Genomic DNA, 10,580 nt, shown 5'->3' with positions numbered 1-10,580 from the left:
ACAACGACGACCCCGAGCACGCCTCCCGCCCCTTCGACCTGCATCGGGACGGGTTCGTGCTGGGCGAGGGCGCGGCCGTACTGGTCCTGGAGGAGCTGGAGTCGGCGCTCAGGCGCGGCGCGAACGTGTACGGGGAGATCGCCGGGTACGCCTCGCGCAGCAACGCCTACCACATGACCGGCCTCAAGCCGGACGGCCGGGAGATGGCCGAGGCCATCCGGGCCGCGCTGGACGGCGCCAAGCTCGACCCGACGGCCATCGACTACGTCAACGCCCACGGCTCCGGCACCAAACAGAACGACCGCCACGAGACGGCGGCCTTCAAGACGGCCCTGGGCCCGCACGCCTACCAGGTGCCGGTCAGCTCGATCAAGTCGATGGTGGGCCACTCGCTCGGCGCGATCGGCGCCATCGAGGCGGCGGCCTGCCTGCTGGCGATGCGGGACAACGTGGTGCCCCCCACGGCCAACCTGCACACCCCCGACCCCGAGTGCGACCTGGACTACGTGCCGCTGACGGCACGGGACCAGCGGGTGGACGCGGTGCTCAGCGTCGGCAGCGGCTTCGGCGGCTTCCAGACCGCCATGGTGCTCCGGCGGGCGCTATGAGCGCGGTGACCGGGATGGGAGTGGTGGCGCCCAACGGGGACCGCACCGAGGAGTACTGGAGCTCGATCCTGGCCGGCCGTTCCGGGCTGGGGCCGATCACCCGGTTCGACGCGGGCGGCTACCCCGTCACCAGGGGCGGGGAGTCGTCGTTCGTCGCCAAGGGGCGGGTCCCCGGCCGGCTGATCGCCGAGACCGACCGGTTCACCCAGATGGCGCTGGCCATGAGCGAGATGGCGCTGGACGACGCCGGGGTGGACCCGGCGGGGCTGCCGGAGTACGAGATGGCGGTGACCACGGCCAGCTCGTCCGGCGGCACCGACTTCGGGCAGCGGGAGATCGAGAAACTGTGGCGGAGCGGGCCGCGGCACGTGGGGGCGTACCAGTCCATCGCCTGGTTCTACGCGGCCAGCACGGGCCAGATCGCGATCCGGCACAAGATGCGCGGCCCCTGCGGGGTCATCTGCGCCGAGCAGGCGGGCGGGCTGGACGCCGCCGCGCACTCCAGCAGGCTGCTGCGCGACGGGGTACGGCTGGCGCTGGCGGGTGGCACCGACGCCTCGCTGTGCCCGTACGGGCTGGTGGCCCAGCTCAGCAATGGCAGGCTCAGCCGTTCCGGCACGTACCTGCCCTTCGATGAGCGGGCCGACGGCTACCTGCCGGGCGAGGGCGGGGCGATGCTCACCATCGAGCCCGCCGACACCAATAAAGCGAAATACGGCTACATAGCCGGTCATGCGGCCACGTTCGACCCGCCGCCGTGGTCCGACCGGCCCCCGGCCCTGCGCCGCGCGATCACCGGCGCGCTGGCCGACGCCGCCGCCGCGCCGGACGACATCGACGTCGTCTTCGCCGACGCGGCCGGCGTGCCCGAACTCGACCGCCAGGAGGCCGAGGCGATCGCCGGGGTCTTCGGGCGGAACGCCGTCCCGGTGACCGCGCCCAAGACCATGACGGGCCGGCTCTACGCGGGGGGCGGCGCGCTCGACCTGGCCACCGCGCTGCTGTCGCTGCGCGACCAGGTCATCCCGCCCACGGTCGGCATCGACAGCCCCGTCGAAGGGCTGGGCCTCGACCTGGTCCGCGACCGGCCCCGGCCGGCGAAGCTGCGCGCGGCGCTGGTGATCGCGCGGGGCTACGGCGGGTTCAACTCGGCAATCGTCATCAGAGCACGGAGGACGTGACCATGGCCGCACACACCGACAACGAAATCGTCATCTCCGCGCCGATGGAGCTGGTGTGGACGATGACCAACGACGTCGAGTCCTGGCCCGAACTGTTCAGCGAGTACGCCTCGGCCGAGATCCTGGAGCGGCACGGTGACACCGTGCGGTTCCGGCTCACCATGCACCCCGACGCCCAGGGCAACGCCTGGAGCTGGGTGTCGGAGCGCACCGCCGACCCGGAAAAGCGCGTCGTCCACGCCCACCGCGTGGAGACCGGCTGGTTCGAGTACATGAACATCACCTGGGACTACACCGAGACCGACCGGGGCGTCACGATGCGCTGGCGGCAGGACTTCCAGATGAAGCCGCAGTCCCCGCTGGACGACGAGGCCATGGCCAAGCGGATCAACGGCAACTCGGCCGTCCAGCTCGACCTGATCAAGCGCCGCGTCGAGGCAGCCGCGGCGCGCCTGCCGCAATGATCTCGCTGCTGGTCCCGCTGGCCCTGGCCGGAGGCGGCCTCGCGGCGGGCGTCATGCTCTCGACCGTCATCGGGATCGAGCCGTACACGAAGGCCATGCCGTACGGGGGGTACGTGCGCGCGATCCACTTCCTGTGGCCGCGCTATGACCCCTTCATGCCGATCGTGCACGTCCTGACCATGCTGGCGAACGCGGCGCTGGCCTTCATGGTCACGCCGGTCGCCGCCCGCGTGCTCTACGCCGCCGCCGCGGTCATCCTGGCGGTCGTCATGGGCATCTCGATCGTCAAGAACGTGCCGATCAACAAGTACGTGACGTCGCTGGATCCGGGCGACCAGCCGGCCGACTGGGCCGCGCGGGACCCCCGGCCCCAGTGGCGGACCTGGAACCTCATCCGCACCTCCCTCGCCGTGGCCGCGCTGGCGGCCGGCGGCGCGGGCGCGGCCACCCTTATGTGACATCGGAGACCCTCATGCGACTCAATGGCAAGACGGCGCTGGTCACCGGCGGCGTCAGAGGCATCGGACGGGCCATCGTGCTGGACCTGGCCAAGGCCGGGGCGAACATCGTCACCTGCACCCGGCAGGGCGGCGAGCCGGCGACGACCCTGGAGAAGGAGCTGCGCGAGATCGGCGGCGAGCACCATGTGGCCACCGCCGACGTGACCCGGCCGGAGGACATCGACGCACTGGTCGGGGAGTGCGAGCGCCGCTGGGGACGGATCGACATCGTGGTCAACAACGCGGGCGCGATCAGCCACGTCCCGTTCGCGGAGCTGACGGCGGAGGAGTGGCACAAGGTGGTGAACACCGGCCTGACCGCGACCGCCATGGTCATCCAGCGGGCGCTGCCGCTGCTGGGCCGGGGCGCCTCCGTCATCAACATCGGCTCCAAGGTGGCCACCGTGGGCCTGCCGCTGCGGGTCCACTACACCGCGGCCAAAGCCGGGCTGATCGGCCTGACCAGGTCGCTGGCCAAGGAGCTGGGCGAGCGCGGCATCCGGGTCAACCTGGTCGCGCCCGGTCCCGTCGAGACCGAGGCGGGCGTACCGGACGACGTGCGCGAACGCTACCGGCGCATGATCGCGGTGGGCCGGATGGGCCGGCCCGAGGAGATCGCGACCGTGGTGACCTTCCTGGCCGGCGAGCAGGCGTCGTTCATCAACGGCGAGACCATCAACGTGGACGGCGGGATCTAGCCATGACCTTCCGAGTGATGTTGCGGTTGCAGATCAAGCCGGGCGTCGAGCGGGAGTTCGAGCGGACCTGGCTGCGCGTCGGCAACGCGATCACCGACGACCCGGCCAACCTGGGGCAGTGGCTGTCCAGGAGCGCCGAGGAGGACGGCGTGTACTACATCGTCAGCGACTGGGTGGACGAGCCGCGCTTCCGGGAGTTCGAGCGCAGCGAGCCGCACGTCCACCACCGGGCCGCGCTGCACCCGTACCGGTCCGGCGGCTCCATGGTCACGATGAGCGTGGTCCACGCCATGGTCCCCACCGCGCGCGCATGACCGGCCCGAGGGTGCGCGTGCTCGTGTACGCCGCGGCCCCCGACGGCTCGAAGGACGCGCTCACCGACGCCTACCACCACATCAGCCAGGAACTCTCGGGCACGCCCGGCCTGCTCGGCAACGAACTGCTGTGCTCGCTCACCGAGCCGGGCGGGTTCCTGGTGATGAGCGAATGGGACAGCCTGGACTCCTTCCGCGCCTGGGAGGAGGGCACCCGGCACCGGCAGACGACCGCGCCGCTGCGCTCGTTCCAGGACCGCTCGCGGGGTCCGAGCTTCGCCCTCTACACCGTCAACGCCGCCTATCCCGAGGAGCGATCATGACCTACCACGGCTCGCTCGCCGGCAAACGGGTGCTGGTGACGGGCGGCTCGCGGGGCATCGGCGCGGCCACCGCCCGGGCGTTCACCGACGCCGGGGCCCGGGTGCTGGCCTGCCACCGCGGGGCGCCGGCCGCCATGCCGTACGAACTGGTGACCGCGGACGTCACCCGGGAACAGGACGTCGCCGCGCTGATCGACCGGTGCGCCGAGCGCCTGGGCGGGCTCGACGTAGTGGTCAACAACGCCGGGGTGGACGGGGTCCGCCCGGTGGACAAACTGGACCTCGCGGCCTGGCAGGAGGTCATCGACGCCAACCTGACATCGGCCTTCCTGGTCACCCGGCAGGCGCTGGGCCTGCTGGGGGAAGGCACCTCCGTGATCGACCTCGGCGCCTCGGTCGCGTTGCGCGGCAGGCCGGCCAGCGCCCACTACACCGCCGCCAAGGCCGCGCTCATCGGGCTGGTCCGGTCGCTCGCCCGCGAGCTGGGCCCGCGCGGAATCCGGGTGAACGCGGTCGCCCCCGGCGTGATCGACGCCGGGGGGCCCGACGGCGGGCCGCCCCCGCACCTGCGCGAGCGGCTGGCCGGGATGACCGCGCTGGGCCGGCTCGGCACCGCCGAAGAGGTCGCCGACGCCGTGCTCTTCCTGGCCTCGGACCAGTCCCGATACATCACCGGAACCGTACTCAACGTCGATGGAGGAATGTGATGACGTACGCCGCGATCACCTACCGGGTCAAGCCGGGACACGAAGACGAGATCGCCGAGATCTTCGGCAACTTCCAGCGGCTCGGCACCTCCGTGCTGCGCGACGACCAGGGCAACGAGGTGGGCAGGCTGCTCGGCACCGCCGTGTTCATCAAGGACGACATCATGATCCGCGTCATCCACTACGAGGGCGACCTGGCGGCGGTGTCCGCCACGATGGCCAAGCACGGCGGCGTCCACAAGCTGGAGAAGGAACTGGCCCCCTACCTTGAGCGGCGGCGCGACACCAGCACCACCGACAAGTTCGGCGAGTACTTCCGCAACGCCACCATGCGCTGCATCTCCCAGCTCTCGGCCGACACAGAGCCGGTGGAGTCGCGATGAAACTCGCGATGGTAGGGCTGGGCGCCATGGGCGGCGGGATCGCCAGGCGCCTGCTCTCCTCCGGCTTCCCGCTCACCGTGCACAACAGGACGGCGGCCAAGGCCGACCCGTTGATCGAGGCGGGCGCCCGCTGGGCCGCGCAGCCGCAGGACGCGGCCCGCGACAGTGACGTCGTCATGCTGAGCCTCAGCGACGAGCAGGCCGTGGACGAGGTGCTGTTCGGGCGGATGCTGCCCGTGCTGAAGCCCGGCACGGTCGTGATCGACACCTCCACGACCTCCGCCGCCTACGCGGGCGCGGCCTCCGAACGGCTGGCCGCCCACGGCGTCCGGCGGGTGGAGCTGTGCCTGCTCGGCAACCCGGAGATGGCCGCCCAGGGCCGGCTGCGCCTGTTCGCCGCCGGCCACCAGCGGGACGTGGCCGAGGTCGAGAACGTGCTGGCGGCGATCGGTGAGGAGCTGCGCTACCTGGGCCCGCCCGGCACGGCCTGCACCATGAAGCTCGCCTTCAACCTGCTGCTCGGGGTGCAGACCGTGGGGCTGGCCGAGGCGGTCGCGCTCGGCGTGCGGTCCGGGCTGGACCGGACCATGCTGATCAACGCCATCACCTCCAGCGGCTTCTGCTCCCCGGCGCTGGCCTTCCGCGCCGCGTTCATGCGGCGCGAGTCGTACGAACCGGCCGCGTTCCGGGCCCGGCTCATGGTCAAAGACCTGCGGCTGGCCGCCTCGGACGCGCGGTCGGCCGGGCTCACCCTGCCCGTGTGCGCGTCCGCGGCGGGCCGCCTGGACGAGGCGGTCGCCGCGGGGCACGGCGACGAGGACGCCGCCGTGGTCGTCGAGACCTCGCTGGGGTCGTGACGGGCTCATGAGGATCCTCGTCACCGGCGGGGCCGGGTTCATCGGATCGCACTTCGTCCGTACCGTCGCCGCGGACCGGATCACGGTGCTCGACCGGCTCACCTATGCCGCCGATCCGGCGAACCTCAACGGTGTCTCCCTGGACTTCGTCAAAGGCGACATCTGCGACGCCGAGCTGTTACGTCGCGTCGTTCCAGGCCACGACCTGGTGGTCAACTTCGCGGCCGAGTCGCATGTGGACCGTTCGATCGACGGGGCCATGGAGTTCGTCCGGACCAACGTCCTCGGGGTCTCGGCGCTCATGCGGGCCTGCCTGGACGCCGGGACTCCCAAAGTGGTGCACGTCTCGACCGACGAGGTGTACGGGAGCATCGAGTCGGGCTCGTGGCGCGAGGACGCGCCGCTGCGGCCGCGGTCGCCGTACGCGGCGGCCAAGGCGGGCGGCGACCTGATCGCCCTGGCCGACGCGATCACGCACGGCCTGCCCGTGGTGATCACCAGGTGCGGCAACAACTACGGTCCCCGGCAGTTCCCCGAGAAGATCATCCCGCTGTTCGTCACGAACCTGCTGACCGGCCGCAAGGTCCCCCTCTACGGGGACGGCCAGAACGTCAGGGAGTGGATCCACGTGGACGACCACTGCCGGGCGATCAGGCTGGCCGCCGAGCGCGGCCGGCCGGGCGAGGTCTACCACGTGGGGGGCGGCACCCGGATGACCAACCGGGAGCTCACCGGCAGGCTGCTGGCCGCCCTGGACGCGAGCTGGGACATGGTCGAGTACGTGCCCGACCGCAAGGGACACGACCGGCGTTACGCCCTCGACGGCGCCAAACTGGACGCCCTGGGGTACCGTCCCCGCGTCTCCTTCGACGACGGGCTGGCCGAGACGGTGCGCTGGTACGCCGACAATCCATCATGGTGGAAACCTAAAACGCCCTCGCCCTGATCTCCGGGGCGCGGCTCCAGGGAGCACAGGAATGGATCGGCCGGTCGGGAACCCACCCGACCGGCCGATCGCGGTCACGCCCCGGCCACGCTCCGGATCGGGCATTAGCTGTTGTGAAGACTCGCGAAGTTACTGATCCATGGGAGTTGACGAAATAAGTCATCTCCGCTTATGTTCCAGTTGTAACCATCTACGGCGACATCGCCCGCCGATCTCCGGCAGGCGCCGGCGGTCGCCACAAGGTGAAGATTCACCGCCTGTGCCCAAATGGCATGCATCAGGCATCTACGCGAAGAGACGGGGCCGTGCCGCATGTGCCACCACGCCGCCGATTCAATGATCGGCCCGCGTCACCATGGCTACGCGCACAGGTCGCCGTCCGGAGGAATTCGCGGGGCGATTCGGGGAGGAAGGGAGGGGGACGAGAGCACGGGGATCGACGGCAGGACTGCGAGTTCGGGGGCACTGGGACAGACATCGAGGCTCGCGAGCCGCAGTACGTCTCTGTAGCTAAATGGGAATGTGATGGATTATCTGGTGCTGGGCCCACTGGCCGTACACGGCCACCAGGGCGTCGACCTGACTCCTACACCACCTAAGGTCAGAGAAGTGCTGGCGCTGCTTCTCCTGCGTAACCAAACTCTTGTGTTGACGTCCGAGCTGATCGACGAACTATGGCCGGACAATCCACCGGTAAGTGCACTTTCAACTTTACAAACATATATTTACAAACTCCGCAATCTGTTATCATCCGGTAACGACGAGCGGTCGGCGATATTACGAACCAGGCCACACGGCTACATGCTGGCCGTGCCGCCCGAACACATAGACAGCCACCATTTCGAGCGATTGATGGGCGAGGGACACGCCGCCCTGGCGGCCGACGATCCCGGCACGGCGGCCGACCGGCTCGCCCAGGCGCTCTCCCTGTGGCGCGGCCCCGCGCTCGCCGACGTGACCGCGGGCAGCCTGCTGTCGGCGTACGCGACGGCGCTGGAGGAGAGCCGGCTGCGCGCCCTGGAGCTCCGGGTCGATGTGGACCTGCGCCTGGGGCGGCACCGCAAGGCCATAAGCGAGCTGAAGACCCTGGTGGGCGACTACCCGCTGCACGAGGAGTTCCACGTCCAGCTCATGCTGGCGCTGCAACGCTCGGGCCGCCGGCCCGAGGCGCTCGACGTCTACCAGCGGCTGCGCGGGCTTCTGGTCGAGGAACTGGGGGTGGAGCCGTCCAGCAAGGCACAGGCGACGCACCAGGCCCTGCTGTCGTCCGAGGAAACCCTGGATGTGCCGATTCCGGCCATCACCGTGACCGCCGCGAGCCGCGGCGACCGGACCCCGGACGAGTGGCGGCCGGTGGCCCCGGCCCAGCTCCCGCCCGACATGGTGGGGTTCACCAGCAGGTCCGACGCCCTGGACAAGCTCCTGGGCGCGCTGGTCGAACCGCGCGCCGATTCGACCCCCGTGGTCGCCGTCGGCGGCATGCCGGGAGTCGGCAAGACGGTGCTGGCCGTACACGCGGCGCACACCCTGCGGCAGTCCTATCCCGACGGGCAGCTCTTCGCCCAGCTCGGCGGCAGTACTTCCAAGCCCGCCGATCCCGCCGACATCCTGGGCGACTTCCTCACCGCCGCGGGAGTGCCGGAGGACCGCATCCCGGTCAGCCTGGACGGACGCATCGGCGCGTTCCGTACCTGGACGGCCAAGCGCCAGGTCCTGGTCGTCCTGGACGACGCGGCGAGCGCCGCGCAGGTCCAGCCGTTGCTGCCGGGCTGCCCACCCAGCGCCGCCATCGTGACGGGGCGCGCGGGACTGGGCGGACTCGCCAGCGCGGTGCACCTTCAGCTCGACCTGCCCTCGACCGCCGACGGCGTCGAACTCCTGCAGAGCATGATCGGCAGGACGCTCACCGGCGGCGAGACGCGGGCGGCGGAGTTGATAGTCCAGCTCTGCGGCAATCTCCCGCTGGCCATAAGGGCGGTGGGAGGGCGGCTGTCGGCCACCAGCTGGCCGCTCAAGAAGCTCGCCGAACGCCTGATCGGCGCCACCCGGCGGCTCGACGAGGTCATCTTCGCCGACATGGACGTACGCGATCGGCTGCTGGCCAGCTACCGGCGGCTGAGCGAGGAGGAACGCCACCTGCTGCGGCTGCTCAGCCTGCTGCCGAGCCCGGTGTTCACCTCGCACGGCGTGGCCAAGCTGTTGCAGTCCGACTCGGAGATGGTGGACGGCCTGCTTCTGCACCTGGTGGAGAACCATTTCGTACGCGTGCTCGCGCAGAACGCCGACGAGATCGTCTACACCTTCCATGAGCTGGTCAGATTCTTCGCCCAGGAACAGGTGGAACGCGAACTCAGCTATCCGGAGGACACCGAGGAGGAGACCATGGAACTGCTCTGACGGGGGCGCACGGTAGCGGGGGCGCCCGGCCTTGGTGGCGGCGCGGGCTTACGGGGAGCACTTCGGTGGCGAACAGACGGATCAGCTCGGGCGTCACCTGGCCCAGGGCGGTGGACAACCGGGCCGGCGGCTCGCCGCGGCGAGCCGCCGGGGCGGTCAGTGGTGCAGGCGCCGCCACAAGGTGATCCACTGGTCGGGGTGGACGTGGCCGACGACGGTGTCGCGGGCGATGCCCGCCGCCTCAAGCGCCGCGTCCACATCGGGGTGGCGGCGCTTCAGCGACGCGCGTACCGAGCCGCCCGTCCCGCCGAAGCCCAGCTCGACGAGTTCCTGGTAGGAACGGCGGTCGCCCACCAGCGGCTCGGGCCTGCGCTGGATGCGCAGGATCGCCGAATCGACGGCCGGCACCGGGCGGAAGCTCTCCCTGCCGACCGTGTCGCCGAGTGTCCAGTCGAACCACGGCCACGATTCCACCGTGACCAGGCTCCACCGGCCGTAGTCGCCGGTGCGCTTGCGGGCGTACTCCAACTGCGTCAGCAGTGTCGCCGACGTCAGCTCCGGCGCCCGCAGGCACCAGTCGACGATCTTCGAGGTCACCGCGTAGGGAATGTTCCCCACGACCGCGAACGGTTCACGCGGTGGCCGCGCGGCCGTGAAGTCGCCCCTGACCACCTCGATCCGGGGATCGGTACGTGTGCGCGAGGCCAGCCGTCCGGCCAGCCTCGGGTCGATCTCGTGACCGACCACCCGCGCACCGGCGTCGACCAGCGCGAAGGTCAGCACCCCCTCGCCCGGCCCCGGCTCCAAGACCAGCCCTTCGGGCGCGGCGGCCTTGACGATCAGCTCGACGGCATGCCGATCGACCAGGAAATTCTGCGAGAGCGTACGCCGCGCCCGATCCACGGACGTGCGGCCGCCACCGCGATTCCTGGTGTTCTTCTGGGTGTGTGAAAAGTTTCCGTGCGCGTAGTTCTGCGCCACAGCACTGCCCTTTCGGGTCCTTGAGAACGAACAGGTCTCAAAGGGCCCTGGGCGCGCGCGGACGCCGTCAAGTCATCGCGTCCGCTGACGAGCCAGAGCCCGGCTGCGGCGGATGCGTGTGTAATACAGCATGTGTGCCATGCCCACCACGCTAGCCAGCGCGCCCGCGACTACGCAACGTGATAAACCGCTCCACGCGGGGGGAGCAGGGGCGGCCACGG

The 10,580-nt window shown here is 70.4% G+C and carries 13 protein-coding genes; 12 read left to right on the top strand and 1 reads right to left on the bottom strand.

Features of this window, described 5'->3' with window-relative positions; genetic code table 11:
• The 12 genes from C1I98_RS27940 to C1I98_RS27885 form a co-directional block, all read left to right on the top strand.
• A partial coding sequence (locus tag C1I98_RS27940) for a beta-ketoacyl-[acyl-carrier-protein] synthase family protein (RefSeq protein ID WP_146607663.1) occupies positions 1-608 on the top strand: 608 nt, incomplete at its 5' end.
• Positions 605-1,789, top strand: a complete 1,185-nt coding sequence (locus C1I98_RS27935; RefSeq protein ID WP_111170396.1) for a ketosynthase chain-length factor — start codon at positions 605-607, stop codon at positions 1,787-1,789. The genes C1I98_RS27940 and C1I98_RS27935, both read left to right, overlap by 4 nt.
• Positions 1,790-1,791: 2 nt before the next feature.
• A complete protein-coding gene (locus C1I98_RS27930; protein WP_111170395.1) occupies positions 1,792-2,253 on the top strand; it encodes an SRPBCC family protein in 462 nt (153 codons plus the stop codon).
• Positions 2,250-2,711: an anthrone oxygenase family protein gene (locus C1I98_RS27925; RefSeq protein WP_111170394.1), complete on the top strand. Its 462-nt coding sequence runs from the start codon at positions 2,250-2,252 to the stop codon at positions 2,709-2,711. Before C1I98_RS27930 ends, C1I98_RS27925 begins: the two co-directional genes overlap by 4 nt.
• A gap of 14 nt (positions 2,712-2,725) precedes the next feature.
• Positions 2,726-3,451: an SDR family NAD(P)-dependent oxidoreductase gene (locus C1I98_RS27920; RefSeq protein ID WP_111170393.1), complete on the top strand. Its 726-nt coding sequence runs from the start codon at positions 2,726-2,728 to the stop codon at positions 3,449-3,451.
• A gap of 2 nt (positions 3,452-3,453) precedes the next feature.
• Positions 3,454-3,765 (top strand): antibiotic biosynthesis monooxygenase family protein, encoded by a 312-nt coding sequence (locus C1I98_RS27915; RefSeq protein ID WP_111170392.1) that lies wholly within the window; start codon positions 3,454-3,456, stop codon positions 3,763-3,765.
• A complete protein-coding gene (locus C1I98_RS27910) occupies positions 3,762-4,088 on the top strand; it encodes an antibiotic biosynthesis monooxygenase family protein (RefSeq protein WP_111170391.1) in 327 nt (108 codons plus the stop codon). The genes C1I98_RS27915 and C1I98_RS27910 overlap by 4 nt, the downstream gene beginning before the upstream one ends.
• Positions 4,085-4,795 (top strand): SDR family NAD(P)-dependent oxidoreductase, encoded by a 711-nt coding sequence (locus tag C1I98_RS27905; RefSeq protein ID WP_111170390.1) that lies wholly within the window; start codon positions 4,085-4,087, stop codon positions 4,793-4,795. Before C1I98_RS27910 ends, C1I98_RS27905 begins: the two co-directional genes overlap by 4 nt.
• A complete protein-coding gene (locus C1I98_RS27900; protein ID WP_111170389.1) occupies positions 4,795-5,178 on the top strand; it encodes a SchA/CurD-like domain-containing protein in 384 nt (127 codons plus the stop codon). The genes C1I98_RS27905 and C1I98_RS27900 overlap by 1 nt, the downstream gene beginning before the upstream one ends.
• Positions 5,175-6,035 carry an NAD(P)-dependent oxidoreductase gene (locus tag C1I98_RS27895; protein WP_111170388.1) on the top strand — a complete coding sequence of 287 codons (861 nt, stop codon included), beginning with the start codon at positions 5,175-5,177 and terminating at the stop codon, positions 6,033-6,035. The genes C1I98_RS27900 and C1I98_RS27895 overlap by 4 nt, the downstream gene beginning before the upstream one ends.
• A gap of 7 nt (positions 6,036-6,042) precedes the next feature.
• Complete coding sequence (gene rfbB, locus C1I98_RS27890; RefSeq protein WP_111170387.1) at positions 6,043-6,981, top strand: dTDP-glucose 4,6-dehydratase; 939 nt, start codon at positions 6,043-6,045, stop codon at positions 6,979-6,981.
• A 525-nt stretch (positions 6,982-7,506) separates the two neighbouring features.
• Positions 7,507-9,378, top strand: coding sequence for an AfsR/SARP family transcriptional regulator (locus tag C1I98_RS27885; RefSeq protein ID WP_111170386.1), 1,872 nt, complete (start codon positions 7,507-7,509; stop codon positions 9,376-9,378).
• Positions 9,379-9,534: 156 nt separating this feature from the next.
• Here the strand turns inward: C1I98_RS27885 and erm are convergent, their stop codons facing one another.
• Positions 9,535-10,281 carry an ErmE/ErmH/ErmO/ErmR family 23S rRNA (adenine(2058)-N(6))-methyltransferase gene (gene erm / locus C1I98_RS27880; RefSeq protein WP_233508251.1) on the bottom strand — a complete coding sequence of 249 codons (747 nt, stop codon included), beginning with the start codon at positions 10,279-10,281 and terminating at the stop codon, positions 9,535-9,537.
• Between the last annotated feature and the right edge of the window lie 299 nt (positions 10,282-10,580).

Origin of the sequence: Spongiactinospora gelatinilytica (genome assembly GCF_003236385.1) — a bacterium.
Lineage (GTDB): Bacteria > Actinomycetota > Actinomycetes > Streptosporangiales > Streptosporangiaceae > Spongiactinospora > Spongiactinospora gelatinilytica.
Note: the sequence above shows the minus strand (reverse complement) of the source record. Positions and strands in the feature narration are given on the sequence as shown.

Bases quoted from the DNA above. Each gene is read 5' to 3' on its own strand.
- C1I98_RS27935 (WP_111170396.1), top strand. From the start codon at position 605: ATGAGCGCGGTGACCGGGATGGGAGTGGTGGCGCCCAACGGGGACCGC.
- C1I98_RS27930 (WP_111170395.1), top strand. From the start codon at position 1,792: ATGGCCGCACACACCGACAACGAAATCGTCATCTCCGCGCCGATGGAG.
- C1I98_RS27925 (WP_111170394.1), top strand. From the start codon at position 2,250: ATGATCTCGCTGCTGGTCCCGCTGGCCCTGGCCGGAGGCGGCCTCGCG.
- C1I98_RS27920 (WP_111170393.1), top strand. From the start codon at position 2,726: ATGCGACTCAATGGCAAGACGGCGCTGGTCACCGGCGGCGTCAGAGGC.
- C1I98_RS27915 (WP_111170392.1), top strand. From the start codon at position 3,454: ATGACCTTCCGAGTGATGTTGCGGTTGCAGATCAAGCCGGGCGTCGAG.
- C1I98_RS27910 (WP_111170391.1), top strand. From the start codon at position 3,762: ATGACCGGCCCGAGGGTGCGCGTGCTCGTGTACGCCGCGGCCCCCGAC.
- C1I98_RS27905 (WP_111170390.1), top strand. From the start codon at position 4,085: ATGACCTACCACGGCTCGCTCGCCGGCAAACGGGTGCTGGTGACGGGC.
- C1I98_RS27900 (WP_111170389.1), top strand. From the start codon at position 4,795: ATGACGTACGCCGCGATCACCTACCGGGTCAAGCCGGGACACGAAGAC.
- C1I98_RS27895 (WP_111170388.1), top strand. From the start codon at position 5,175: ATGAAACTCGCGATGGTAGGGCTGGGCGCCATGGGCGGCGGGATCGCC.
- rfbB (WP_111170387.1), top strand. From the start codon at position 6,043: ATGAGGATCCTCGTCACCGGCGGGGCCGGGTTCATCGGATCGCACTTC.
- C1I98_RS27885 (WP_111170386.1), top strand. From the start codon at position 7,507: ATGGATTATCTGGTGCTGGGCCCACTGGCCGTACACGGCCACCAGGGC.